This is a genomic window from Paenalcaligenes sp. Me52, assembly GCF_050487965.1.
GTDB lineage: Bacteria > Pseudomonadota > Gammaproteobacteria > Burkholderiales > Burkholderiaceae_B > Paenalcaligenes.
Genome location: NZ_JBKQFO010000001.1, coordinates 1,603,953 through 1,628,317 on the forward strand (window position 1 = coordinate 1,603,953; position 24,365 = coordinate 1,628,317).

The window sequence follows — 24,365 nt, forward strand, 5'->3', positions numbered from 1 at the left end:
GAGTAGTGCATGCTTGATGCCACATTCTTGGCTTAGAGCTTAGGGCGCTTGTTATCCCGTTGTTGGGTAATGTCATAAGGCAATGGCTCACGCTGTAACTGCGGTCCATTACTGTGCTGCAGGTGATAGCTTTGTTCACTACTCCACTCATCTAGCAGTACCTCGGCCAGCAAATAGTAACGACCATTCATCAGCGCACTGTTAACGATGCGGCCTATGGGTTGGTTATCGGCATCTGTACCGAAAATATCTTGAGCAGGTGTCAGCGCATTAGTATCAAGCTCTGAGGTGACGGCAATACTGAATAGAGCGCTCCGACGGCGAATAGTGCCACGGTAATGGCTTCGAGCTACTACTTCTTGCCCAGGGAAACAGCCTTTGCTAAAACTGATGGCGTTAATCAGTTCCATATTCAGGGTTTGAGGAATAAACAAGTCTTGGGTAGCTTGCTCTATATGAGCAACACCTTGTTGCAATGTTTGTGCCTCCCAGCGCTGCTGTGCCTCGGTACTATCGTCTACTGGCTCGGCTGTAGTGGTGCTAGTGATCATCCACCAGCGTGGTGTTTCATGGCTGGATGGTGCTTGCACCAATACAGTACGGTCATCGGGGTGCAAAACCTCAAACGTGTTCTCAAGGCTTGTAGCGGTTTCAGCGTAGGCGCCGTATACCGTTGCATCGCGTTGGCTCAATGTTACTTTAGCGCGCAGTACAAACATACGCAGGCGTTTAAGCAGAAACTCTGCGAGGCTTTGGTGCACTAATAGACTGATGGTTTGGGCATCGTTTTGCCACAACAGTGCCGAGGCCAACATACGGCCGTTAGCTGCGCAGTACACACCAAAGCTGGCTTGTGTGTTTCCCAAGGTTTGCAGATCATTGCTGAACTGACCTTGCAGAAACGACAGGGCGTCGGGGCCGGTAGCATCCAGCACTACGTAGTGGGGAAGCGTGACTAGGGAGGTAAACGTAGGAAGACTCATGGCGCTAAACAAAACAACGAAATTCTGCAAAATAAGAGGGAATGACACTATGATAACGAGCCTTGATGAATCTCGCACTGCTCAACCTTGTCGTAGCAGTGGGTACTGCTTCCGGTTTACACTCTGAGTCTATGAAAAAAATCTTTTCTCTTCTTCTTTGGCTACTGTTGTTGCTCATTCTATTAGGCGGAGCAGCGGCAGGCGGCGCATGGTGGTGGGTGATGAAACGCCCCGTAGAGCTTAGTGCGCCAACGGTGGATTACATTATTGAGCAGGGCAGTGGCCCTAGGCAGATCGCGTTAGCTATGCGAGAAGCAGGGATAGATGTACAACCCGACGTGTTTGTGGCAGTTAGCAGACTTAGCAAACAAGATAAATTGTTGCAGGCCGGTGCGTATGAAGCGCGTGATGGCGATACCCTATGGCGCATTATTCAGCGTATGGCCAGTGGTGATATGACGCAAACTAGGCTGACCTTTGTGGAAGGGTGGGCTTACAAACGTTTGCGCGACACCTTAAAAGCTGATCCTAACGTCAAACAAACCTTGGGCGATATGACTGATGCCGAGTTGCTGACGCAATTAGGCAGTGATCTTAGTCATCCAGAAGGGTTGTTTTACCCCGATACCTATGTGTTCACACGTGGTACCAGCGATATGGATATTTTGCGTCGTGCTTACCAAGCACAGCAAACCTTGTTGCAAGAGATGTGGGACGGTCGTGACCCTAACTTGCCGCTTAAGACTCCGTATGAGGCGTTAATTTTGGCCTCTATAGTCGAAAAAGAAACTGGGCACGGGCCAGATAGATTCAGAGTAGCGGGTGTGTTCATCAATAGACTCAAAGTGGGTATGCCGCTACAAACAGACCCAACAGTGATTTACGGCATGGGTGAGAAGTACGAGGGCAGAATTCGTAAACGTGATCTGCAAACTGATACACCATGGAATACGTACACTCGCAGGGGGTTGCCTCCTACGCCTATTGCTAATGCAGGCAAAGCTGCATTAGAAGCTGTATTGCATCCAGAACAACATAATTTTTACTATTTTGTATCGCGCGGTGATGGAACTAGTGAGTTCTCCCGCAATTTGGCTGAACATAATAGAGCCGTATCAACGTATATTTTGCGCAGGAATTAACATGCAAAAAGGGCTGTTTTTAACGGTAGAGGGTGTAGATGGGGCAGGCAAAAGTAGTCACATCGCGTGGTTACAGGAAGCTATACAGCAATTAGGTTATGAAGTGGTGGTGACGCGTGAGCCTGGCGGTACCGTGTTGGGTGAAAAGTTACGCGAACTTTTGCTGCACGAGCCCATGCACTTGAAAACCGAAGCCTTGTTAATGTTTGCGGCGCGTAATGAGCATTTGCAGCAAGTGATTCTACCGGCGTTGTCGGCTGGTAAGTGGGTGTTGTGCGATAGATTTAGTGATGCCTCTTACGCCTATCAGGGCGGTGGCCGTCAGTTGGGCGGCGTAGCTATAGAGCAGCTAGAGCAATGGGTGCATCCTAGCATGCAGCCTGACAGAACATGGTTGTTTGATCTGCCCTTAGAGGTTGCCAGAGAGCGTTTAGAACGTACGCGCGATTTGGATAGGTTCGAGAAAGAGCAAAGCGATTTCTTTGAACGCACGCGTGCAGCATACTTGCACCGAGCAGCCAATGACAGCCAACGCTTTTGTGTGATTGATAGTAGCCAAAGCATTGAGCAGATACGTTTGGAATTAGAGGCAGATCTACAGCATTTGCATCAAGCATCTAGGAAATAGTCATGAGCTTACCCATAACGACTTTCTACCCTTGGCAAGAAGAGCGTGCCAGTGAGTGGTTAAGTCAGCGTGAGCGTTTTGCGCATGCATGGTTGTTGCATGGTGTACCGGGTATAGGGAAAACACAATTTGCTCGAGCTGCTGCCGCATCGTTGCTGTGTACTCAGCCGGTGCAGTCACGTGCTTGTGGCCATTGTGATGCGTGCTTGTGGTGTCAGCATGGTAACCACCCCGACTTGCGTGTGATACGCCCAGAAAGTGTTGCCCAACAAGAGGACGGTACAGTTTCAGAAAGCAAACAAGCTCCGTCCAAAGAGATCAAGGTAGAGCAGCTACGCCAATTACATACCTGGTTCAATACGGCTACACACCGTGGTGGCTATAGAGTAGCGGTGTTGTATCCTGCTGAAAGTTTGAATCAGATTTCAGCTAACGCGCTGTTGAAGGTGTTGGAGGAGCCGTCGGCCTCTACGATCTTCTTGTTGGTGGCTGATGCACCAGATCGCTTATTGCCTACCATTGTGTCGCGTTGTAGACGTTTGGTGTTGCCTAGACCTGATACGCAGGTTGCTTTGGATTGGTTAAGTGGGCAAGTGGAAGGCGATGCACAAGACTGGCTGGCTGCCGCTGGGGGCGGGCCTGTTGCGGCCTTGGCTTTGTCGCAGCAACAACGTACACCGTACCCCGAGTGGGTAAATACGCTATGGCAGGCGCTTGCAGCACGCAATGCTGAAGATGCCATGGTTGTCATGGATGAGCTAGAAAAACTAGGTGCTGCCCATTGGATTCCAATTTTGCAACGTAGTTGTTTAGATATGCAGTTGGTACAGCATGCGCAGCCGGTTTGTTATTATCCGGGGTTGCAGGGCTTGTATGAGAAACTGGTCCCGCGTGCTCAACCTGTGGCGTTGGCGCAGTTGTTAAAATGGTTGAATGAGCAGTCTAGATGGGCCCAGCACCCCTTGAATGCCAAGTTGTTTGTACAGCATTTGCTGGATCGTTTAATGCAGTGTTTTAGTTGATGTCGCCATTATGTTTATAGATTCCCATTGTCACCTTGATTTCCCAGATCTCTCCGTTAACCTAGAGAGCATCTTAGAGCGCATGAAGCAAAATCAGGTGGGGCAGGCGTTAGTTGTTAGTGTCACATTAGATGACTGGCCTAGACTGATGGCGTTAGTAGAGCAGCATCCGCATTTACAGGCGTCGGTGGGCGTGCACCCAGGTTACGATAATATCGTGCAACCTACGGTAGCGGATTTGTGTGAGCGTGCCGCGCATTCTAAAGTGATTGCTATTGGCGAAACAGGCCTAGATTACTACTATCAGTCCGAGCCGTTGGATTGGCAGCGTGAGCGTTTCCGCATTCATATACGGGCAGCCAAAGAAAGCGGGTTGCCTTTGATTATTCATACCCGTAATGCCTCGGCTGACACCATTCGTATTATGCAAGAAGAGGGTGCTGCCGAAGTGGGTGGTGTGATGCACTGCTTTACAGAGTCGTGGGAAATGGCCGAAGCCGCTATGGAGATGGGGTTCTATATTTCCATTTCCGGTATCGTGACCTTCAAAAGCGCCAAAGACATACAAGAGGTTGCTGCTAAGGTGCCTCTGGATAGACTGCTGATAGAAACCGATTCCCCGTATTTGGCCCCTGTGCCTTACAGAGGGAAACAGAATGACCCTTCACTTGTGGTGCATGTTGCTGAGAAAATTGCTGAGTTGCGCCAGTGCAGCAGTGCAGAAATAGCGCAAGCAACACGTGAAAACTTCTATGCTTTGTTTAAGAAAGCGCCTAAGGTGCTGGCGTAAATAAAAAGGAAATAAGGATGAGAAAACCGTCGTGGTCCGCATTGCTGGCTGGAATAGCATTAAGCTCTGCCCTGGTATCACCTGTTTGGGCAGGTGAGGGGTGGTGGAATGATGTCATCAACAACCGTAAAAGCGATGTGCTGCAAGAGCTGGCTACGGGTGCTGATCCTAATCAGAAAACAGAGCAAGGTCAGCCTACGATCATGCTGTCTATACAGAATAAGTCGTGGGATGTGTACGACGTGCTAAGCGCACACCGTGCTATTGATGTGAATATCACGAATGCTCATGATGAAACCCCTCTGATGTACTTGGCGCTGTTAGGCGAAACCAAACGTGCGGAAGACCTGATCAAACGTGGCGCTCAAGTACGTAGATTGGGCTGGACGCCGCTGCACTATGCCGCATCTACAGGGCAAACAGATATGGCCAGAATGCTGTTGGCAGAGGGTGCATTACCAAACTCGCCATCTGCAGATGGTACGAGTCCATTAATGATGGCTGCTAGATCGGGTAGACGCGAGGTAGTAGACCTGTTGATTGCTGCTGGTGCTGATCCTAAAGCGGTGAACTTGCAGCAGTTAACAGCTGCAGATTGGGCGCGCGAAAACGGTCATACGGGTTTAGCTAGCTATTTAGAGCAGATCAGTAATCCTGCTGCAGCGCCCGCTGCTGCTGAGGCTAGTACCAGTGCTCCAAGCGCACCTTCAGCATCTTCGACTACACAAAATACAGGTGGTAGTAGTAACAGCCAGTATTTTGACTTAGGTCGTTTTGACGATTAATGCAGCGAGCTGTAAAGCAGTAGCTGAATAGTGCTATGCATTGATCCCAAAGCCGCTTACCAGTGTGTTAAGCGGCTTTGGTGTTTTTGGGTAAGAAAATAGAGTAGTACTGTAGTCACAGGTGTACGTGGTAGCGTTCTACGATGAAGGGATTCAATGGATTGGAAAGCGTTTAAAACATGCTTGTTTGAAGCGGCCAAGAGCAAATTAGAAGAGCTGCTATCTGAAGGGGTAGAGCCACTGTATGCCGCTGCTTTCTTCGCCAGTTATAGAGAGCAAGAAAGCGTCATAGGTATGCCCTCATTGGCCGCTAACAGTATGGCAATGTTGGATGAAGATCACCCTCATCGACGAGCCAGTGACGACTGCTTTGATGGCTTGAAATGGAATCCCGTAGATTGGCATTGGAACTGGGATGTCGACGAGTATGGGGGCGAGCAGCTAGAAGCCTATGAGACTGAGCTTGAGACCTATGCAAATCGCGGTAGCGTTGCCATGTGGGACAATGCCGAGAAACGCTTCATGATGGCTGTTGCACAGGTTGCGTCGGCGTTGCGTAAACACTTTGCCAAAGATAGCCGTGTTGCTAAAGACTTTGTGGTGTATTTCCAAGATGAGTATGGCAGTGCAGATCTGGCACGGCTGAGCATTCCTAAAGCACTATTTTTCCATCATTTCCCAGAGTTGGATGCGACGGAGCAAGAACGTCAGCGTATTGCTACCTTGCCTATTACTGAGCAAGCAGTGTGCTATACGCAGCGCTTGGGTAGCTATGAGGGCATAGACTGCGAAGAAGCGGAAAAGTGGTTGATTGCATGTGGTACAGCGGCGATCCCTGCATTGCTGGATACGTTAACGCAGCGCAATCACGCATGGAAAGTCGCCATGATTTTGGGGCTAATAGGTGAGGCTGATGCTAAGGTTATAGAGGCATTACGTCAGTTGGTGATGAAAGCGAAAGAGCCTAGTACAGTGAGTTGGAGTGCTTCGGCTCTAGGCTATCTGGGGGATTTTGACTGGTTACTGTCGCTCGCATCGTCCGATAAGTACGCTGAACATGTCGTAGGTGGTTTTTGTGCGCCATTACGAGCTTTTAGAAATCGAGGTGCAAAGCCTGTGCAGTTGGATTATGCACCACTGGAAAGGTTGATCGCCGCGTATCCAACCATGCAACGAGAAGCGGAAGAAGAGCTAGAACCTGGTTCCAGTTACTGCATCATTGGAGCGAGTGATATTCCTGAGGCGCTCAGAGGTCTGTCATCACCTTATGCGGTGATTCGCCGTCATGCAGCTTGTGTGTTGGATGAGAGAGCTGTAGGCGAGTCTATAGGGGCGCAGGCAGTGAAACCTATGCAGGAAAAGCTGATGGCGTTAACTCAAGCAGACAGTGATGAGTCTGTACGCTATTTGGCAGAGTTGACCCTAAAGTCCATGAAGAAATGGCGATTGAAATAGCCTTACTTAGAGGCATGTAGCAGTGAGTGCTGGTACGTCAGTCATAAAAAAACCGCTTGAGACTTCCCAAGCGGTTTTTTGTTTATTCAGGTAGGTAGGCGGGTTTCAGGATACCGCGCAACGCTGAATAGGGGATAAGCAACTCTGGTTGCCCTGAAGAGTAGGGGGCAATCTCATAGGCGTTATATTTCACCACAATGCCTTTATCGGTAATACCGGCATTATCGCTAGGTTGAAATGGCCACAGGCGTCGGTAACGCTCGGGGTTCTCAATGGCATCTTCTTGCGTAGCCAACCATTGTGTGTGGGCCTGACGTAGTGCGCTGATAAACGCATCTTTCTCGCCTCGTTGCAGCATTTGCTCTAACGAGATAGGTGTTTTGCGTTGATTGTCCCAATTAATGAATTGGGTGGCCGACATACCATGTGCTGCGCCCGTGAAGTACTGCCATGAGCCCAACTCTAACGTCGTGATGTCTTTGTTGCGGTAGCGCGTTTTGGCTGCTAATAAGACTTCATCACGTGGGCCAGCGGTTTTCCAATAATGCTGTTCGAAATCCTCAATAGAGGTTTGTAGTGTGGTTTCTCCCATCCCCGTCATGGTGGCCAGAGCAGTATCTACCAGTTCGGTGAGCTCTCTATTACCAGGGAACACTAAGCTGTCTACGCTCAAGGTAGCGCATTGGCCTTTACAGTCTGGCTGTTTTTTAGACCATTTCACCGGCTGACTAAACACGCCATCAGCGCTGGTGACATCATCGGTAAATGAAGGGATACGACTTTGTTGGTCAGTGCTGGCACACCCAGCCAACGCAGCACTTAACGCGAGAACACAAAACAGGGATTTGGAAGAACGTGTCATGCAAGAGATCCGTTAGGGTTGTATGGATTTGCCATCTTGGCCAAACAAGATTTTTTTAGCGGCATCATCGTGAGTACCTGCAGCAGGGTTAATGCTGTCTACGAGCGCGTAAGCACGCTGTGTGGCAGGACGTGCGCTAATGCGCTCAAACCACGCTTTGAGATGCGGGAAGTCATTCAAATCTTGCTGTTGTTGTACATGTGGCTTGATCCATGGGTAGCAGGCCATGTCAGCAATAGAGTACTCGTCTACGATGTAATCTCTGCCTGCAAGACGAGTATTCAGCACGTTGTAGAGCCTCGCTGTTTCACGCACATATCGGTCTATGGCGTATTCCAGTTTGACGGGGGCGTAGACGTTGAAATGGTGGTTTTGACCCGCCATAGGGCCTAAACCTGCCATCTGCCAAAATAACCATTCCATGACTTGAGTACGTTGACGCAGGTCTGTAGGTAAGAATTTACCGGTTTTTTCAGCTAAATACTGCAAAATTGCGCCGGATTCAAAGACTGAAATGGCGTCTCCACCATCAGTGGGGGAGTGATCCACGATGGCTGGAATGCGGTTGTTGGGGGCGATGCGTAGAAAAGACGGCTCGAACTGATCGCCTTTACCTATATTGATGGGTTTGATCTTATATTCCAAACCACATTCTTCGAGAAAAAGCGTGATTTTGTGGCCGTTGGGTGTTGTCCAGTAATACAAGTCAATCATTGATTTACCTTCAAAATAAGACGCTGAGGTCAGAGGCGGGTGATTTGGCTACAATGGCTAGTCTACAGATCACTACACATAACCGGAATATGAGCACAATTTACCATAACCCGCGTTGCGGTACGTCGCGCAATACCTTGGCGCGTTTAGAGGAAGCAGGGCATAAGGTAACTGTTATTGAATACCTGAAAACCCCGCTGGATAAAGAGGGTCTACGTAAACTCATTGCCGATGCGAATTTGTCAGTAAAAGATGCTGTTCGTGCTAAAGAAAGCCTATACAGCGAGTTGGGCCTTGAAACGGCGACCGATGAACAGTTGCTTGAGGCGATGGCTGCACACCCTATCTTGATGAATAGGCCGTTTGTGATCACCAAGAAAGGTACACGTTTGTGCAGACCTAAAGAAATAGTAGAAGAAATTCTTTAATTGCTGTGTAGGCTAGTACAAAAATGGGCCCCGAAAGGCCCATTTTTTATGCTAGAAACGTAGGCTTACTTAGCCATTGCTTCCAACGCGATACCGATAGTGACTTCGTCACCTACGCCTGGAGCAAATTTACCGGCGTTGAAATCAGAGCGTTTGATGACAACTTGAGCGTCTGCACCAATGGTGTCTTTCTTCATCATTGGGTGCTCTTTGCGCACAAAGCGAGTGATTTCCAGAGTAACAGGCTTAGTCACGCCTTTGATGGTCAAGTCACCTTCAACGGATACAGGTTTGTCGCCGTCAAAGTTGATTTTGCTGGATTTGAACGTAGCGGTTGGGAAGTTCGCTGTATCCAAGAAGTCTGGGCCTTGGATGTGCTGGTTAAAACCATCGTGGCCAGTGCTGATGCTGCGTGTATCGATTTCGATATCCACTTTGCCATCTTTGGCTTCTTGATCCAGAACAACGGTACCGCTGGTTTTATCAAAACGGTTTAGCTGTGTGCTGAAGCCCATGTGATCGTAAGAGATACGAGAGAAAGTATGGGAATCATCAACGCCAAAAGTTACTGGGGCAGCGATTGCAGCGCTGCTCAGCAGGGCAGCCAATGTTGTCAGGGCGGTAGTACGCAGTGTTTTTTTCAACATGAAATGAGCTCCTAAGAGAAATTACTGTGCTGCCACAATAGAAAAGTTAACGTTGACATCGTTAGCGACGATATCAAATGTAGACCAAGCGCCTTCACCTACGTTGAAGTCGCCTCGTTGTACGACAAATTTGCCTTCAAAAGTACCGGTATTACCGTTCTCAACGAAGGTGGCGGGGAAGCTAATTGCTTTGCTTACGCCTTTAATAGTGAGGTTACCCTCGACTTTATAACCATCGCCATCAACGGTGACGGCGGTGCTTTCAAAGCTTGCAGCAGGATGTGCTGCGGTATTGAACCAGTCTTTATTTGCGACTTCATCGTTGCCTTCTGCACTGCCGGTGTCTATATCAGACAGAGGTACAGACAGTGTCACTTTAGCGGCCTCAGCATTTGCTGGGTCAAACGACAATGTACCGTCAAATTTTTTGAATTCACCATCAAGGCTGACGCCCATTTGCGAGTAGGTGAAGCCAATTTTGCTATCGGCTGGAACGAATTTATCAAAGGTGGCAGCATGCGCCCACAGCGGGCTGAATGCTAATAAGCAGGCACCAAGTATTTTTTTGTTCATGGTCTTAGTCCTTTTTAGAGGGAGACAGAGAAATTCTGTGAAAGATCGCGTCACGATCCATAAACTGGTGTTTAAGCGCAGCCAAAATATGTCCAGCTAATACGGCAATAAACAGCCAGTTAAGCCAGCCGTGCACAACGACTAACTGCTCACCTAATGGCAGGTCTTTTTGAATTAGATCGGGTAAAGGCAATACACCAAACCATACGGTTTGGAAACCTTTGGCCGAGCTCATCAACCAGCCAGATAGCGGGATGCAGAGCATTAGCACGTACAATAGCCAGTGTCCCAGATGAGCCAACATTCTAGAAGTAGGGCCCATATGTGAGGGGTAACGAGGTTTTGCTGTTAGGAAGCGGGCCGCAAGGCGAAGCACTACCAAGCCTATCAATGTGATACCAATCCACTTATGCCATGAGTACAACTGTAATTTGGCTGGAGAGAACGGTAGTGCCTTCATGTATAAGCCCAGTGCTAGCATGCCAATCAGCAGAGCTGCCATGAGCCAATGCAATAGTCGCAATGACCACGCATAGCGTTGAACCATGTAAACCTCGTAAAATTTGGTGAGATATCTACTTTAGCCTGTTTGATTGATGTAAAACAGTTTAGTTCAACAATTATCAATTGCATTTATTACAACAATGAGCAGATTGGACTTTATAACTCTCTTCATTCAGGTTGCCGAGCAAGGAAGTTTTGCAGCGGTGGCAGAGCAAATGGGAGTGGATCGCTCGGTGGTTACACGTCAAATTGCAGCGTTGGAGAAGCAGTTGGGTGTGCAATTAATAATTCGTAGCACACGTAAGCAAGCACTGACCTCAGCTGGGCGTTTGTACTTAGAGCGCGCAAAAGCCATCGTGGATTTGGTAGAAAGTGCAGAGAGTGAAATACAAGAAGAGCGTTTATTACCCAAGGGGATGATTCGCATCAGTCTGCCGCTCAGTTTTGGTGTACGTCACTTAGCACCAGTGTTGGCGCGTTTTGTGGCAGAGTATCCAGAGGTGAATCTGCAGTTGGAGTATGACGATAATCTAGTGAATACCAGTGAGCAAGGGTTGGATGTCGCCATACGGGTCACCAAAGAACCTGCGCCAAACGATATTGTGCGCCGTCTTGGTGAATGTAGGTTGATGATGGTGGGATCCATCGATTATTTGAAACGCTATGGCATGCCTAAACATCCTAGCGATTTAACCGAACATATCTGTTTGCAGTACAGGCAAGACAGCCGCTGGGTATTTGAGGTAGATGGAAAAACCATAGGTATCAGTACATCCGGGCGTGTGCAGGCAAATAATGGTGATGCTTTGGCACAGGCTGCTGTACACGGTCTGGGGTTAACCTTGCTGCCTGATTTTATCGCGTGGGAATACCTTGAAAACGGTTCTTTAGTTTCAGTGTTGGATGAGTATTGTCACAGCAGTTTAGGCATTTATGCCGTCTTGCCTAGTAATCACTACATTCCGCAACGTGTGCGTATTTTGCTGGAATATTTACTGGAGAACTTACCCGCCGCATTTCAGCGTAAAAGCGTGCTGTAGCAGCGAAGCAGGGTAGAGCATCTATTCAGATGACCTCTACCAGCCCAACCTTACGTGGGCCTTCATATATGTCTACGGTGAATCCTGGTTTAAGCAAATCACTAGGAGCTTCATCCATCAGAAAATGTGCGTATCCTAAACTGTAGCGAGCGCCGTTAGTATCAGCATCATCATTCTGCGTAATTTGCAGCACTAAAGACCATGAACAAGGCTCGGGCAGCGTACTAGGAAGAGGCGGCGTAATCACGTAGTACAAGCCACCTTGTGCTTGTGGCAGTATTTGCCTACCACCTGAGAGCGTGGAATCCAATGCACCCATACAGGTACATTGAGTGTATTAGGCTGATGTGGCATGTGTTTTTGCATCAGATAGTAATCGTAGCTACTATCAACTCTGCTAAAAATAAGACGATAAAAAGAAGTTTATACTGTATTGGCTGGTGTAAATAATGCAACTAACGGAAGAGGTGTATTCATCCGTAAAAAAAGTTTACAGATGAAAGAGGGCAGAATAAGCATTATCGCGCGCAATCTGCGAGCTAGGAACGGAAAAGTTACTTTCTAGGCGTGTAAGGCGCACCATCTTTAGGAAAGTAGATACCGTGCTGATTCATATCCATTACCATCACACCGTTTGTGGATTGAAAACAGCTGGTAGGCTCCCATTGGCTGGGCGTAAACCATGTGTATGGTGGCTCAAGGCGTTGCTTTGCACGGATGCGTCTATCAGGAAAGGGAAACATCAACACATAACCTACGGGACAATGCCTGGATAGTTCGGGTGTATCTAGTTGATATTCTTGCGCTAATTCAATCGTAAGACTAGAACCTTCAATGGACATGGCATAGGCTAATACACCAGCTACAGCAGTAGGTTCTTGAAAACGTACTGCTTCCAAATCTAGTAAAGGATCTTGTTGGGGAAGCTCTTTGAAGCGCCAGGGATCGCCTCTATTAATCAGCGTACCGGCTACAAGCTGCATTTCACCAAATTGCGTGGTTTGCTCTAAAGGTCCAAAACGACGCAGGTTCTCAGCTAGACGAGACTGCTCTAGTTGATAATTTGAGTACCAGATTTGGGCGTACGTTATGCCAAACCAAATTGGGTAAATAGCAATAAGCGTCACGATCAGGCGTGTAGGCAATGATAGTGGCGGACGTGGTTCGCCTTGTTTTGCTTTTGTATAGCGCCATAGTCCCCATAACGACAATGTAATAGCGAGAATAATGGCTGTCAGCGCCATCACATAAGGAATGGCAAAGATGCCGCCGGCAGCGGCAGAAAGACCTAGTTGCTGAATAGAATAGACACTATTAGTCGCTATGTATGAAATCATCTCTACAACCCAAAAAATGCTGCTTTGATTGCTAGTGTACTGGTAGTGATTTGGGAAAGGGGTATCCGCTTGTATAAGACGCCTATTACTGACTTTACATAATATACATTATGCGATTTTTGGTTGGCCAGCGAGGAATGTAAAACATTGGTGTGATGGGGAGTATCTAACAGAGTGCAGATGCAGTTGATCTGTGCAGAAAGTGAGATAAGTATTCCATGGTATTGGCGAATATTTTCGCTAAAAAAAATCTTTATTTAGTATCTTCTTTTATATTGCGAATATTAAAGCCATAATCAAAAAATATTCCCTAGTAGTTACTAGGGGGGGACTAAAACTCCCCTATTCGAGCTCTAAATATAGCAACGGAAATCTCGCTATGCGGCTCGACTGTGTGAACTTGTCGGCAACAACCGCAGACGCAATAATAAAACTATGCAACAATAAGAACACTAGAGAGTACTTACAAAGAAATTATGATTGTCATGGCTAGACTTCAATAAAATGAGCTATTGACTCAAGGGATCTCATGGATCAATTAAAATCTAACTCATCTCCGCTTACCCTTAGATTTGCTCATAACGTAATTGAGCATCTCGGTTTGAAGCTTTATCAAAACAAGCCAACTAACGTACTGGCAGAATTGGTTTCCAATTCCTGGGACGCTATGGCTTCGAATGTATTCATTGACCTCAGCGTTTCCGAACAAGAAACTCCCATAGCCATTAGCATTTATGATAATGGTCAAGGGATGAGCAAGGAGGGACTGATAAAAAACTATTTAGTAGTCGGGCAGCCTAAACCAAGGCCAAATACAGCTAATAATGAGCATAGCGACCGATATCCAATGGGAAGAAAAGGGATTGGGAAGTTAGCACCATTCGGAATTGCTCAGATCGTTCACCTCATAACTGTGCATGAGGGCACTGCGATGTGGCTTAAATTTGATTATACAGCCATGCTAGCCTCGGAGCAGCAGGATGCATCAACTACTGCTGTTTATGCTCCCGAAGTACTAGCAGACGAAATTTCAATCAATGATCTTGTGATTGAAAAAAACTCAACCATGAATGGTATCTTTCAAAAGTTTAAAGATGCTATTCTCACTTCAGGTTCAGGAACTTTAATCTACTCTACTTCGTTAACCATTAAGAAACAAATATCAATAAAAAAACTTCGAGAATCTCTCGGTCGTCGTTTCACTGTAACCCTAGCACGCCCAGACTTTAATGTTCATGTAAATGGCGACATACTCACTGAGGCTGATGTGTTTCCAGAGTGGGAGCTTCGAATACCAGAACAAGGCATGTCAGAGCATGTCTTGAACACGCCAGTTGGCAATCGTTTAGTAAAATTTTGGGTCGGGTTCGTTAAATCTGCAAGCTGGCCTCACGAAGAGGCAGGGGTAGGAGTTTATGCTCACGGTAAAATTGCCCAAGATAGGCCATTTTTCTTTGGCGTTAAAGGACGTGAGATTTTCTCAAGATACATGTATGCAGTAGTTGAGGCAGACTGGATTGATGAGTTAAAGCAGGACACAATTTCGACGGATAGAACAAGCGTTAACTGGGAGGACGCTGATCTTGAGTCATTACACACATGGGGAGCCCAATCCGTAGCTGCATGGAAAGACTCTTTAGTGAGGTCTCCAAAATTCTTTACCAGAATATGTCATAGTCTCAGCGCAAAAGTTTCGTGATGACGCTCCCCTTCGTTTGCGAGCCTTTGTCGCGTAAGGCTCTACTGTGCTGAGTACCAGGTACTTGTACGGGATGATTCTGGCATAAACAAGCTGGCGTAAGAGTTGGAGATATCAAGCAGACTTGATTTTGATTCCATGGCTTTTCAATAACGCTCCCCTTCCGTACATAAAAGGCGACATGTGTCCAAGTCGTTAGTTACCGTAGAAGCTTTTCCCAAGGTGCTCCATCAGCAAATGCCTTTTCTACCCACGCTTTGAATGCAGCGGTTTTTGATGGTGTGAACTTAATGGATGGACGAATTAAATAAATAGCTGATTGCCTATCAAATTTCCAACCAGGTAACACGGGTACTAAAGTCCCTGCCGCGATGTCTTTAGCAACCAGCCAATTACTAGATCCAAGTATGCCTAGCCCTTGTCGTGCGGCATCTAGTAAGGCTTCTCCATCGTTACTGATAAAACTTCCACGAGCGTTAACAGTGACAGCCTCTTCGCCTCGATACAAGATCCATTCGGGATACGTACGAAGTCCCGTGTGACCAAGGCAGTTGTGATCGATTAAATCGTTGGGATGCGCAGGTGGCGTATTTCTTTCTATATAGCGTGGCGATGCACACAATATTCTGCTGTGGCTACAGAGTCTGTTAGCGATTAGCCGGCTATCTTCTAAGGCCCCTACTCGGATACAGGCATCGTACCCCTCAGAAATTACGTCAACGTACTTATCTGAATAGTCGGTATAAATCTTCAACTGAGGATGCGTTTGAGCAAATTGGCAATAACAGGGCTTAGCCATAGCCGTCCCAGTGCACCAGGAAGGCTGATCTTGAGGCTACCCACTATTTCTTTAGATAGGTGCCCTGCTTCCAACTCTGCTTCTTCAAGTATTTGCGCTGCGGTATACAATCTTTCATAGAACCGTTCACCTGCATCGGTCAACTTAATACTTCTAGTTGATCGTTCAATCAGCCTTACGCCTAGTCGCTCTTCTAGTGATGCGATGCGTTTGGAGATAATAGATGGGTGGCGTTGCAGTTTACGTGCAGCGGCAGAGAATGATCCAGCCTGAACAATTGCAATGAATGCAGCAAACTCGCCTGATTGAGGGCTACTAAATTCTTGCACAGTTGGCCTCAAACCTGCCTCTAGCAAAAAACAGTCGAGCATAAAAAACGGAGCTATTAAGCTCCGTTTTTTATGCTTGCATCTTAAGGGTAGACAATCACAAGCGTCGCTGAAGCGTCTACAGGACCTGGCTTGATGTCTGCTTCGGTTTTATTTGGCAGTCGTACATATTGTGCGGTAAATCCAGCCGATAAGCTGCCCCCTTCATATGTAGCAGGCCCTAGAGTGGGGGCATATCGTGAAGGCACCCATGAGCCTACTGGTGCTGGCCCAAAAGGCATAGTCTCATACTCACCTGAATAATATAAACGTATACCAACGGCCGGATTATTGGTGCGTATGTACTCTTTAGGCGTTGAGGTATCACGGGTATCTGTAAAGTAGAGCTTTATTTTTGCTCCCTTATTGCAGTTTGTCGCATTAACATAAAAGAAAGATTGACCCTCTGATCCTGTGGGGCGAGCACTGCCGGCTGGTGTGATTTGTCCTGGATCTACTGGCTCCAACTCTACACGTTGATTCAATGTATTGGTAGTAAACCTGCAGGTAGGAGTCACGGGCTTAGGCAGCTCAGGTACTTGAACAGTACCAAGCAATGCAGCCATTGGATCAACAAAACCGTTATAGCAAAGTTGGGGGACACCAGCCCCTTTTTGGCTAGCTGTTTGGACCAATGTTTTTCCAGTTTCAACAAAATTTAGCTTTCCGCCTTTGTAGAGTTTTTCATCAATCACCACTAGTTCAAAAGTGTAGAAATGTGTCAGGGTGTAGTTTGATGTGGCCCTGGCCTTAAGTACAGAAAACCAGGTTCTATTTGAAATAATTGTTCCTGGTGCTGCGCTTGGAGCTGTAGGTGTTAAGGTGACGGTGGCGTTGTATCCTCCCCAGCGAACAATCAAACCTAGCCCTGGCATACCACCCAAGGGCACTGCATTATAGGCGTTGCTAACAGGTATACCATTAGCATCAACGTGGACGGTTTCTCGATGTCCAATGGGCATAAAGAACTGGGTATAGGCTGAAGTTCGGCCTACTATATCGCCATTTTTAAAAGTACTTCCGTCTGGTGCCATAGACCAAGTAGTGCTGGGTGTTAAGTCTCGAGATCTAAAGCAAACTTCTGTTTGGGCTTTAGCCGGGCTAACTCCTATAAGTAATGCAAAGGACAATGCCAGTACCGTAGACCCGCTGTATCGCATACGTAGTACGTTCTGGCTCTTCATTAGAATGTTCAACATTATCGTGCTCCTTGCACATCACTATTTGCTGTACGCATATAGGCAGGCAAAACAAAATAGGATGTTAAAAGCACAAGCCCTTTAGTTGTTTAAGACTATTCCGAGTTTGTTTGGAAATATTTTCTAGATACTTACATATACGTATAAATTTCAAAACTGTTAATAATTGTCAATTTATAAAAATTATTGTTGATTGATTTTTTATTACATAATTAATACAGAAATTTAATAATATTTCTTTTTAAGAATCCTCCTAAATCTTTTCGTTGATTAATTTCCTAAACTTCAATTGTGCTTAAACAACAATGCACATATTAGGGAACCTTTGAGCGCCCCAAGGCGTATAACAAGGTTGCTTCGTTTGTTCAACAATCGGAAGTTAAATCAATCATGAAAAAGATCCTTTTAGGCCTCACTATCCTTTCCGCTTTCGCTGCTACTGGTGCTCAAGCAGAATCTACTATCGGTGCTCGCGGTAACATCAACTTTGTAGGTAGTATCAACGCTGACAGTTGTACCGTACGTTCACCAGGCGCATCCAGTACTGGTGCCAACATGTTGGTAGATATGGGTCCTGTTACTGCTAAAACACTGGGTACCGAAGCTGCTCCAGCCACATCTGCTGGTGGTCTGACAGCCATTTCTAAAAACATCGACATGCAAGTTGAATGTGCTACTGGCACTAAAGTGTCCTTGAAGCTGGCTCCTACTGCTGTTTCTGGTAAAGGCATTGCGGTAACTGGTGGCGCGCAAAACGTGCAGATCATGTTGGTCAGCAACGACAAAATCTTGGACTTCACAAGTGGTAGCACCACGTTGGATGCTCCTTACGCTGATGGCGCTATTAGCATCCCTCTGACTGCGTACTACACCCGTAAAGCTGGTTCTGATGTGGCTGATGTTGTCGGTGGTCAAGCCAACGCTACTGTTGCTTACGAGCTGTCTTACGAATAAGCCCCGCTTAAGTAGCTGCCAAAGGGTGACGCCCTCTGGCAGCTCTACCCTCAAGGAGAATAAACCATGTCGATCTTAACGTTAAAGAAACTGGCTGTTGGGTGTTTGGCCCTGAGTGCTGTTTTGTTGAATAGCCAAGCGCAAGCAGCCATCTCCTTGAGCGGTACTCGTCTGATTCTTCCCGAGAAACAACAAGAGGCGTCCATCGTTGTTCGTAACGAAAACTCACCCATTTTGGTGCAGTCTTGGCTAGAAACTAATACTGATCACGATCAAGCAGAATTGCCATTTGCCATTACACCTGCATTGGTGAAAGTTGCTCCTAATGGGCAACAGGTTATGCGTGTGTTATACGCAGGTGGAGATCAAGGTCTGCCTACGGACCGTGAAACTGTGCTCTGGTTAAATGTTCAGGAAATCCCCCAACAGGGGCCTGGCGAAAATCAGTTGCAAATTGCTATTCGCCAACGAATCAAACTCTTTTTCCGTCCTGATGGATTGCCTGGCTCGGCAGCCGAAGCCCCTGAGCAATTACAGTGGGCAGTGGTAAATAATCAGCTGGAAATTCATAACCCCAGCGCTTATCACGTGTCTATGTCTACTCTGCAAAATGCTGCAGGGCAGGAACTGGAAGACCCTGGCATGATTGCTCCTGGCCAGACTCGTCTACTGCCATTAGGCCGCACGGCTTCTCAGGCCACTTTACAGTTTAGTGCTATCAGTGACTATGGCAGCGCCGATGCTTATGAAGTCCGCTTGAATGGACCGACTAAGGTTCAAGGTCGCGCTGTGAGCGTCGACACTCCTTAAAAAAGGCGGCCTAGTTTGCCGCCCCCTCCTCTCCCTTCACGTTTGCCCCCCTTTCGGCTACTGGTCGTAATTCAGTAGCAGGAGCCCTTGTACGTCTTTAAATCGTCAATTACGCCCCTAGGGTGCAGAGTCATGTTTACAAAAAACCATCTGTTCAGCCATAGCGTTCGCACTATCAGCCATCAACCGCTGGTCGTGTTGCGACTTGCTTTGCTTCCCAGTATGGTTATTGCCGCTGCCACTGCACAGGCGGAAACTCAACTGACGACACCAATAAAGGCCGAGAGCACTACCGCTGAACCTGTACAAGTGGCTGCATTGGATAATGCTGAGTCCTTAGGCTTTAATACTGCCTTTCTGCACGGAAGTGCTTCCACCGCTGATCTGCGTGCCCTACTGTCTAACAGCAACGTGCCAGAGGGTGTGCAGCGCGTGGACTTATATGTGAATCAGGAGCGCACCGGAAGACGAGATATTGTTTTTAAGCGTAACCCGCGCACCGACGAGAACGAGCCTTGTTTTGATAAGGAAATGTTGGATCAGCTAGGGATAGATTTGAGTAAGCTGCCAACCCCTGTGTCGGATGAAGCTGCCTGTCTACGGTTGCCAGAAGTTATTCCAGATGCTTCAGTAATCTATGAAAGTGCTCAATTACGCTTGATGCTGAGCATTCCACAGATTTACTTAAGCCCTAGCAAGCGTGGGTATATAGACCCTGCTTTCTGGGATGCTGGCCAAGCCGCTGCTTTTGTGAATTATGGCGTGAATATGCGCCGCGACCAAAGCAAAGAGATGTCTTCCAGTAATCACGTCAGTGTGGATTTACGCATGGGGGTGAATATTGGTCCTTGGCGCTTGCGTAATAACTCGTACTACACAGCCGGTAGTAACCGTTCTAGCTCTTTCACTAGTCAGAATACCTATGTACAACGCGATATCGTTAGCTTGAAAAGCCAAGTATTAGCGGGAGAAACATACACTCGCTCGCCGCTTTTTGACAGCGTACGTTTTCTGGGTGTGCAAATGTTTTCTGACGATGCCATGCGCCCGGATAGCGAGCAAGGTTATGCGCCTGTTATCCGTGGTACTGCAGAAAGCAATGCCACTGTGGAAGTAAGACAGAATGGCTACGTAATCTACACCACCAACGTTGCACCTGGCCCTTTCGCGATCACGGATTTGTCTCCATCTGGCTCAAATGGTGATTTGGAAATCACCATTATTGAAGCTGATGGTTCGCGTCGCACGCTGCGTCAAGCCTTTTCAGCCCCTCCTTTGATGGTGCGTGAAGGACGCTTGCGTTATGACATTGCTGTTGGTCAACTGCGACTGAGTAACGATATAGAAGAACGCCCCAATTTTGTGAGCGGCACTATGCTCTATGGCATGAGTGCCAACACCTCTGTGGCTGCAGGCGCTCAAGTCTCTAAAGACTTCAATGCCTATTCCGTTGGCGTGGGCATGAATACCCAGTTAGGCGCTGTATCTCTTGATGCCATTCGATCCACGAGTCGAGTTCAGGGCGAGCAAACACAAGGTACCAGTATGAACGTGCGTTATAGCAAGTTCATTGAGGCTACCGGTTCGAATGTCTCCGTCAATCTGCGCCGTGATCTGAGCCGGGGTTACCGTACATTGTCTGATCATATTGAGGCGGTAGACGTGCCTGAGCATTTCCGTCTATATGGTCAGCGAGATACACGTCAACGCCTTGATGCAAACATCAGCCAACCCATAGCGGGTGGTAATTTGTACCTTAATGCCTCGTACAACAAAGGCTGGGAGAACAATTCTTCCAATAGCCTCTCAGTAGGCTATAGCAACAATATAGGTAAGGTGAATTACAACTTGTCGTACACGCGTACACGAAACCTACAGTCTTCGTTTGGCGGTTCGCGTTCGCAAGATAATGTCATCATGCTGACCCTGAGCATTCCGTTAGGCAGTGGCCCTAAGGCACCACAAAGCTTCACCACTTTTAACCATGATAAGAACGGTAATGCTGTGCAGGTGGGTGTTAATGGATTATTGCCAACCGAGCGTGAAATCAGCTATGCCGTCTCTGGGGGCCGTAGTGCTACAGGGGAAAACACAGCTTCTATCAACGTAGGGACGGCGACATCTTTTGCTCGCTTGAATGCCGGGTACTCCCACGGCAGCAAATATCGCTCTGGTAACTTCTCAGCTAATGGTTCGATCGTAGTACACAGTGGTGGCGTGAACTTAGGCCAAGCCTTAGGTGAAACTATTATGCTGGCCAAAGTGGAACCAACGGTTGCGGGTGTAGGCGTGTCTAGCCACGCAGGCGTTGAAACAGGTGCCAATGGCTATGCCATTATTCCTAACGCTACACCGTACCGCAGCAACCATGTCAGCCTGGACACTCGTCGTGCCCCGCGCAATGCTGAGTTTGATAACGCTGTGCAGCAAGTTGTTCCCACTCGTGGGGCGATTGCTCTGGTTACTTTCAAAGCGGAAGTAGGTCATCGCGTGCAGTTTGAGCTGCATGATGAGCAAGGCACTACCCTACCCTTTGGTGCAATGGTGCACGATGCTTTGGGGAATCAGCTGGGTATGACAGATCCTCGTGGGCGTATTTTGACCATGATGTCCCCTGAAAAAATGCGCGGCCATTTGGATATCAGCCGTGATGGTCAGTTGTGCCGAGCTCACTATGAGCTGTCAGAGGAAACTGAGGGTAAGAATTATCAGTTGATTCGTCTACGTTGCGTTAAACGTGACGCTGACCCTGTGATGCCTGGACATTTGGCTAAACTAAACGATGCTGAAGACGGTACTGTATGAAAACAGCTCAGTTAGCCGCAGAGACTATGCGTGAAAACCTTCCGGCTATGCAAGCGCCACGCTTTCCCAGTGTTTTATTGGCTGCTTTGTCTTTGATTTTGATTTTATGTGCAGCTCTAGGGGCTGGGGCATATCTCTATGCTTCAGCCACGCACTTAATTTCCGAGTACCGTCGCCAACTTAATAGTGCAGCAGACCATGCTCAACTGTATTTTGATCAGCGTGAAGTCCTACTACGTGCTGTAGCGGCTAGCGCTGTCACGCCAGAGGCTCTAGTCTTATCGCCCATCAGTAGTAATCTTGAAGCAATCAACACGCCAGACAGTGGGTCTCTTGATCAATACATGTTGCTTTTGACACGTAGGCATTGGAATGCTATCCATCGCACGGGTGCTCTGCGTTACAGCGAACTGAATCCAGCCCGTGATTTTCGTTTGAATAAAACCAATGATGGTCTATTGTGGGAGCCGCAGGCTGATGCGCTGGCTTCACGCCTACGTAGTATTAACAGCGAACCGGATGCGCGCCAAATCCCAGTGATTTGGTTGCATCAAGATGATGACTCCCCATCAAGGCTGGTGGCATATACCCCTATAGATAGAGACAATAGCCAAGGTGCGTGGCTGGGGCTGGAGCTAAAAGAAATAGATCGTGCGTTAACGCTGACTCCACCACCGCCTAGCACTGAATATATTTTGTTCGATATACGTGGGCAAGCGGTGCTGTACAGTAGCGCCCCACCGGACTCGGCTGAATTACAGTGGATACAACAAGACTATTTTGGTTTTGATAATAAAGGCTGGCCTCAACACATTATTCTGAGCAAATCTATTGGCACAGGAGGTCTGCGCGTACTCTATGCTTTGCCAATGCAAAAATTGCTGCTAGATAGTCGTGGCGCCATCATTACGGCTTTGTTGACGCTCACCATTTTCACGACCATTGTTCTGGTCGGCTCCTACCTGATTAGGCGACGTTTGCTTGTGCCCGCACGCCAACAACAGCAAAGCTTAGTAGATAGTGTGACCCTTAATCGCAAGCTTGTTGCGATGGCTCCTGTGGGTTTGGCCTTGGTCGATGCGAGTGGTGATGTGATTTTCCAAGAAAATCCCCAAGCACGTATGTGGATGCAAGGTGATGATCAATGGCGTTCACGTTTGCCGGGTGAGCACGATCAAAGTGCTTCCACGGATGTCACGTTAAAAAATGGTAGTAGTGTACGTGTACAAGCTATTAGCTTGAACTACCGCGGTAATCGAGCAGCTCTGTGCTCTATTGTTGATGTCACTACAGAGAAAGCGGAAGAAGCGGCTCTGCGCCATGCTCGACAAATGGCCGAGAACGCTAATATTGCTAAGACCCAATTCTTGACCACAATGAGTCATGAGATACGCACGCCCTTATATGGCATTTTAGGTACCTTAGAACTGCTTGCTTTGTCTGAACAACATCAGCAGTCACCATACCTAGACACCCTACGACGCTCAGCGGAAACGCTGTTCAGAGTGGTGGGCGAATCCTTAGATTTATCACGTATCGAGGCAGGACACGTCACACTAGAGCCGCGTGAGTTTTCGGTGCAAGAGTTAGTGGATGAAGTGATTGCTGCTTTTGCAGCTACCTCACAGAATAAGGGGTTGTTATTGTACTCCGTGACGCCTATTAACGCCTTGCTGACGACTATTGGTGACCCACAGAAGATTCGTCAGATTCTTAGTAATTTAGTTAGCAATGCTATTAAATTTACTACCTCTGGTCACGTGGTACTGCGTTTACATACTGAGCCTCAGGCTGGCAACCGCTTAGCTTTACGTTTTCAGATTACCGACTCAGGCCACGGCATCAGTGCGGATATTTTACCTAAGCTATTCTTACCCTATTTCAGTTTGAATGAAGGTGGCGTGAGTAAGGAGCCGGGGACTGGGCTGGGTTTACCCATTTGTCAGAGGTTGGCAAGCTTGATGGGAGGGGCTTTGTCTGTGGTCAGTGAGCCAGGTTTAGGCACCAGCATGACTTTTGAAGTGACTCTTCCGGTCGCTGCATCGTTAGGAATGTCACCCACTCCACAATCTTTACTGGCATTTAGGCCGGTTTATGTGATGGGGGATATTCCTGAGATTGTGTCCAATGTTTGTAAATGGCTGCGTCATTGGGGGGCTTATGCTCTTCCCTATACTGGGCAGCAAGCTCAACCTGGATCCGTCTTGGTTCATAGTTGGCCTTGTGTTGCTAGTACTGTTAACGAGTGGACTGGGCATCAAGTGGTGGTGCAGCCCACCGCCCCAACGTCTATCTCTTTGATTGAACAGCCCAACTTTTTTTATACGGCCTCTATTTCTGTGCACGACATCATGCAAGCGGTACAGCGGGCTCAGGCGTTGGAAGGCAACACACAAACTACAGTAGAGTTTATGAGCCCCCCAGCACGCACACAACAGGTGTTGGTCGTTGACGATAACCCTGTCAACCGGCTAATTCTGCAAGAACAGCTTACTTTGTTGGGGTGCCTTGTGCATCTGGAATCTAATGCTGAAGCTGCGTTGGCACTACCCGATAAAAATCGTTTTGATATTATCTTCACCGATTTATTCATGCCCGGTATGGATGGCTACTCTTTTGCCCATGCTTTGCGTGCGCAGGGTTATAAGCAACGCATTATTGGTGTTACGGCTAATGCCATTTTGGACAAAGACAATGAGTGGTCTGCAGCAGGCATGGATGCTTTGTTGATAAAACCACTACACATGGCGGCTTTGCGCGATAGCCTACACGTGCAATCCTCTGATTTTACTGCTCATTCTTGACAATCTCTGAGCAGTCA

Annotated in this window: 24 protein-coding genes; 13 read left to right on the top strand and 11 right to left on the bottom strand. The window is 47.6% G+C overall.

The genetic code is table 11. The features are described 5' to 3' along the window. Window positions 1-32 precede the first annotated feature (32 nt). Window positions 33-983 carry a CAF17-like 4Fe-4S cluster assembly/insertion protein YgfZ gene (gene ygfZ, locus ACLO87_RS07575; protein WP_430223256.1) on the bottom strand — a complete coding sequence of 317 codons (951 nt, stop codon included), beginning with the start codon at window positions 981-983 and terminating at the stop codon, window positions 33-35. A gap of 131 nt (window positions 984-1,114) precedes the next feature. Here ygfZ and mltG point away from each other — a divergent pair, with 131 nt between their 5' ends. The 6 genes from mltG to ACLO87_RS07605 all read left to right on the top strand — a co-directional run bounded on the left by mltG (window position 1,115) and on the right by ACLO87_RS07605 (window position 6,805). Then, on the top strand, window positions 1,115-2,125 hold the full coding sequence (mltG, locus tag ACLO87_RS07580) for an endolytic transglycosylase MltG (RefSeq protein WP_430223737.1): 1,011 nt from the start codon (window positions 1,115-1,117) through the stop codon (window positions 2,123-2,125). A gap of 1 nt (window position 2,126) precedes the next feature. After that, window positions 2,127-2,753: a dTMP kinase gene (gene tmk / locus ACLO87_RS07585; RefSeq protein WP_430223257.1), complete on the top strand. Its 627-nt coding sequence runs from the start codon at window positions 2,127-2,129 to the stop codon at window positions 2,751-2,753. A gap of 2 nt (window positions 2,754-2,755) precedes the next feature. Beyond that, window positions 2,756-3,775 carry a DNA polymerase III subunit delta' gene (gene holB / locus ACLO87_RS07590; RefSeq protein ID WP_430223258.1) on the top strand — a complete coding sequence of 340 codons (1,020 nt, stop codon included), beginning with the start codon at window positions 2,756-2,758 and terminating at the stop codon, window positions 3,773-3,775. A 10-nt stretch (window positions 3,776-3,785) separates the two neighbouring features. Beyond that, the gene (locus tag ACLO87_RS07595; protein ID WP_430223259.1) at window positions 3,786-4,565 is read left to right on the top strand and encodes a TatD family hydrolase; all 780 of its coding nucleotides are present in this window, start codon (window positions 3,786-3,788) and stop codon (window positions 4,563-4,565) included. Window positions 4,566-4,582: 17 nt separating this feature from the next. Next, window positions 4,583-5,350 carry an ankyrin repeat domain-containing protein gene (locus ACLO87_RS07600; RefSeq protein WP_430223260.1) on the top strand — a complete coding sequence of 256 codons (768 nt, stop codon included), beginning with the start codon at window positions 4,583-4,585 and terminating at the stop codon, window positions 5,348-5,350. A gap of 156 nt (window positions 5,351-5,506) precedes the next feature. Beyond that, window positions 5,507-6,805: a DUF4303 domain-containing protein gene (locus ACLO87_RS07605; protein ID WP_430223261.1), complete on the top strand. Its 1,299-nt coding sequence runs from the start codon at window positions 5,507-5,509 to the stop codon at window positions 6,803-6,805. An 82-nt stretch (window positions 6,806-6,887) separates the two neighbouring features. On the opposite strand, the gene ACLO87_RS07610 is transcribed toward ACLO87_RS07605, so the two are convergent. Both ACLO87_RS07610 and ACLO87_RS07615 read right to left on the bottom strand, forming a co-directional pair. After that, entirely contained in the window at window positions 6,888-7,667 is a 780-nt protein-coding gene (locus tag ACLO87_RS07610; protein ID WP_135862924.1) for an RsiV family protein, read from the bottom strand. A gap of 12 nt (window positions 7,668-7,679) precedes the next feature. Beyond that, window positions 7,680-8,381 (bottom strand): glutathione binding-like protein, encoded by a 702-nt coding sequence (locus ACLO87_RS07615; protein ID WP_430223262.1) that lies wholly within the window; start codon window positions 8,379-8,381, stop codon window positions 7,680-7,682. A gap of 89 nt (window positions 8,382-8,470) precedes the next feature. Between ACLO87_RS07615 and arsC the strand changes: the two genes are divergently transcribed. Further along, the gene (gene arsC / locus ACLO87_RS07620) at window positions 8,471-8,809 is read left to right on the top strand and encodes an arsenate reductase (glutaredoxin) (protein ID WP_430223263.1); all 339 of its coding nucleotides are present in this window, start codon (window positions 8,471-8,473) and stop codon (window positions 8,807-8,809) included. A 65-nt stretch (window positions 8,810-8,874) separates the two neighbouring features. Here arsC and ACLO87_RS07625 read toward each other — a convergent pair whose 3' ends face one another. The 3 genes from ACLO87_RS07625 to ACLO87_RS07635 are packed head-to-tail and all read right to left on the bottom strand — an operon-like array spanning window position 8,875 to window position 10,576. After that, window positions 8,875-9,456 carry a YceI family protein gene (locus tag ACLO87_RS07625; protein ID WP_135862919.1) on the bottom strand — a complete coding sequence of 194 codons (582 nt, stop codon included), beginning with the start codon at window positions 9,454-9,456 and terminating at the stop codon, window positions 8,875-8,877. A 21-nt stretch (window positions 9,457-9,477) separates the two neighbouring features. After that, window positions 9,478-10,029 (bottom strand): YceI family protein, encoded by a 552-nt coding sequence (locus ACLO87_RS07630; RefSeq protein ID WP_430223264.1) that lies wholly within the window; start codon window positions 10,027-10,029, stop codon window positions 9,478-9,480. A gap of 4 nt (window positions 10,030-10,033) precedes the next feature. Further along, window positions 10,034-10,576, bottom strand: coding sequence for a cytochrome b (locus tag ACLO87_RS07635; protein WP_135866870.1), 543 nt, complete (start codon window positions 10,574-10,576; stop codon window positions 10,034-10,036). 97 nt (window positions 10,577-10,673) lie between these two features. Here ACLO87_RS07635 and ACLO87_RS07640 point away from each other — a divergent pair, with 97 nt between their 5' ends. Beyond that, the gene (locus ACLO87_RS07640; RefSeq protein WP_135866868.1) at window positions 10,674-11,573 is read left to right on the top strand and encodes a LysR family transcriptional regulator; all 900 of its coding nucleotides are present in this window, start codon (window positions 10,674-10,676) and stop codon (window positions 11,571-11,573) included. A gap of 25 nt (window positions 11,574-11,598) precedes the next feature. Here ACLO87_RS07640 and ACLO87_RS07645 read toward each other — a convergent pair whose 3' ends face one another. After that, window positions 11,599-11,892, bottom strand: a complete 294-nt coding sequence (locus tag ACLO87_RS07645) for a hypothetical protein (RefSeq protein WP_430223265.1) — start codon at window positions 11,890-11,892, stop codon at window positions 11,599-11,601. A 235-nt stretch (window positions 11,893-12,127) separates the two neighbouring features. Next, window positions 12,128-12,910, bottom strand: a complete 783-nt coding sequence (locus tag ACLO87_RS07650; RefSeq protein ID WP_430223266.1) for a hypothetical protein — start codon at window positions 12,908-12,910, stop codon at window positions 12,128-12,130. Window positions 12,911-13,439: 529 nt separating this feature from the next. On the opposite strand from ACLO87_RS07650, the gene ACLO87_RS07655 reads away from it, so the two are divergent. Further along, a complete protein-coding gene (locus ACLO87_RS07655; protein ID WP_430223267.1) occupies window positions 13,440-14,609 on the top strand; it encodes an ATP-binding protein in 1,170 nt (389 codons plus the stop codon). A gap of 199 nt (window positions 14,610-14,808) precedes the next feature. Here the strand turns inward: ACLO87_RS07655 and ACLO87_RS07660 are convergent, their stop codons facing one another. The 3 genes from ACLO87_RS07660 to ACLO87_RS07670 all read right to left on the bottom strand — a co-directional run bounded on the left by ACLO87_RS07660 (window position 14,809) and on the right by ACLO87_RS07670 (window position 16,975). After that, window positions 14,809-15,408 (bottom strand): substrate binding domain-containing protein, encoded by a 600-nt coding sequence (locus ACLO87_RS07660; protein WP_430223268.1) that lies wholly within the window; start codon window positions 15,406-15,408, stop codon window positions 14,809-14,811. After that, window positions 15,360-15,737 carry a LysR family transcriptional regulator gene (locus ACLO87_RS07665; protein WP_430223269.1) on the bottom strand — a complete coding sequence of 126 codons (378 nt, stop codon included), beginning with the start codon at window positions 15,735-15,737 and terminating at the stop codon, window positions 15,360-15,362. Before ACLO87_RS07665 ends, ACLO87_RS07660 begins: the two co-directional genes overlap by 49 nt. A gap of 83 nt (window positions 15,738-15,820) precedes the next feature. Continuing rightward, window positions 15,821-16,975 carry a fimbrial protein gene (locus ACLO87_RS07670; RefSeq protein ID WP_430223270.1) on the bottom strand — a complete coding sequence of 385 codons (1,155 nt, stop codon included), beginning with the start codon at window positions 16,973-16,975 and terminating at the stop codon, window positions 15,821-15,823. A 390-nt stretch (window positions 16,976-17,365) separates the two neighbouring features. Between ACLO87_RS07670 and ACLO87_RS07675 the strand changes: the two genes are divergently transcribed. The 4 genes from ACLO87_RS07675 (at window position 17,366) to ACLO87_RS07690 (ending at window position 24,348) form a co-directional block, all read left to right on the top strand. After that, window positions 17,366-17,929, top strand: coding sequence for a fimbrial protein (locus ACLO87_RS07675; protein ID WP_430223271.1), 564 nt, complete (start codon window positions 17,366-17,368; stop codon window positions 17,927-17,929). Between the two features lie 66 nt (window positions 17,930-17,995). Further along, a complete protein-coding gene (locus ACLO87_RS07680) occupies window positions 17,996-18,739 on the top strand; it encodes a fimbrial biogenesis chaperone (RefSeq protein ID WP_430223272.1) in 744 nt (247 codons plus the stop codon). Between the two features lie 132 nt (window positions 18,740-18,871). Then, a complete protein-coding gene (locus tag ACLO87_RS07685; RefSeq protein WP_430223273.1) occupies window positions 18,872-21,544 on the top strand; it encodes a fimbria/pilus outer membrane usher protein in 2,673 nt (890 codons plus the stop codon). After that, a complete protein-coding gene (locus ACLO87_RS07690) occupies window positions 21,541-24,348 on the top strand; it encodes an ATP-binding protein (RefSeq protein WP_430223274.1) in 2,808 nt (935 codons plus the stop codon). Before ACLO87_RS07685 ends, ACLO87_RS07690 begins: the two co-directional genes overlap by 4 nt. The last annotated feature ends 17 nt before the right edge of the window (window positions 24,349-24,365 follow it).

Coding starts and splice junctions, on each gene's coding strand:
- ygfZ (WP_430223256.1), bottom strand. CDS start 983: ATGAGTCTTCCTACGTTTACCTCCCTAGTCACGCTTCCCCACTACGTA.
- mltG (WP_430223737.1), top strand. CDS start 1,115: ATGAAAAAAATCTTTTCTCTTCTTCTTTGGCTACTGTTGTTGCTCATT.
- tmk (WP_430223257.1), top strand. CDS start 2,127: ATGCAAAAAGGGCTGTTTTTAACGGTAGAGGGTGTAGATGGGGCAGGC.
- holB (WP_430223258.1), top strand. CDS start 2,756: ATGAGCTTACCCATAACGACTTTCTACCCTTGGCAAGAAGAGCGTGCC.
- ACLO87_RS07595 (WP_430223259.1), top strand. CDS start 3,786: ATGTTTATAGATTCCCATTGTCACCTTGATTTCCCAGATCTCTCCGTT.
- ACLO87_RS07600 (WP_430223260.1), top strand. CDS start 4,583: ATGAGAAAACCGTCGTGGTCCGCATTGCTGGCTGGAATAGCATTAAGC.
- ACLO87_RS07605 (WP_430223261.1), top strand. CDS start 5,507: ATGGATTGGAAAGCGTTTAAAACATGCTTGTTTGAAGCGGCCAAGAGC.
- ACLO87_RS07610 (WP_135862924.1), bottom strand. CDS start 7,667: ATGACACGTTCTTCCAAATCCCTGTTTTGTGTTCTCGCGTTAAGTGCT.
- ACLO87_RS07615 (WP_430223262.1), bottom strand. CDS start 8,381: ATGATTGACTTGTATTACTGGACAACACCCAACGGCCACAAAATCACG.
- arsC (WP_430223263.1), top strand. CDS start 8,471: ATGAGCACAATTTACCATAACCCGCGTTGCGGTACGTCGCGCAATACC.
- ACLO87_RS07625 (WP_135862919.1), bottom strand. CDS start 9,456: ATGTTGAAAAAAACACTGCGTACTACCGCCCTGACAACATTGGCTGCC.
- ACLO87_RS07630 (WP_430223264.1), bottom strand. CDS start 10,029: ATGAACAAAAAAATACTTGGTGCCTGCTTATTAGCATTCAGCCCGCTG.
- ACLO87_RS07635 (WP_135866870.1), bottom strand. CDS start 10,576: ATGGTTCAACGCTATGCGTGGTCATTGCGACTATTGCATTGGCTCATG.
- ACLO87_RS07640 (WP_135866868.1), top strand. CDS start 10,674: ATGAGCAGATTGGACTTTATAACTCTCTTCATTCAGGTTGCCGAGCAA.
- ACLO87_RS07645 (WP_430223265.1), bottom strand. CDS start 11,892: ATGGGTGCATTGGATTCCACGCTCTCAGGTGGTAGGCAAATACTGCCA.
- ACLO87_RS07650 (WP_430223266.1), bottom strand. CDS start 12,910: ATGATTTCATACATAGCGACTAATAGTGTCTATTCTATTCAGCAACTA.
- ACLO87_RS07655 (WP_430223267.1), top strand. CDS start 13,440: ATGGATCAATTAAAATCTAACTCATCTCCGCTTACCCTTAGATTTGCT.
- ACLO87_RS07660 (WP_430223268.1), bottom strand. CDS start 15,408: ATGGCTAAGCCCTGTTATTGCCAATTTGCTCAAACGCATCCTCAGTTG.
- ACLO87_RS07670 (WP_430223270.1), bottom strand. CDS start 16,975: ATGTTGAACATTCTAATGAAGAGCCAGAACGTACTACGTATGCGATAC.
- ACLO87_RS07675 (WP_430223271.1), top strand. CDS start 17,366: ATGAAAAAGATCCTTTTAGGCCTCACTATCCTTTCCGCTTTCGCTGCT.
- ACLO87_RS07680 (WP_430223272.1), top strand. CDS start 17,996: ATGTCGATCTTAACGTTAAAGAAACTGGCTGTTGGGTGTTTGGCCCTG.
- ACLO87_RS07685 (WP_430223273.1), top strand. CDS start 18,872: ATGTTTACAAAAAACCATCTGTTCAGCCATAGCGTTCGCACTATCAGC.
- ACLO87_RS07690 (WP_430223274.1), top strand. CDS start 21,541: ATGAAAACAGCTCAGTTAGCCGCAGAGACTATGCGTGAAAACCTTCCG.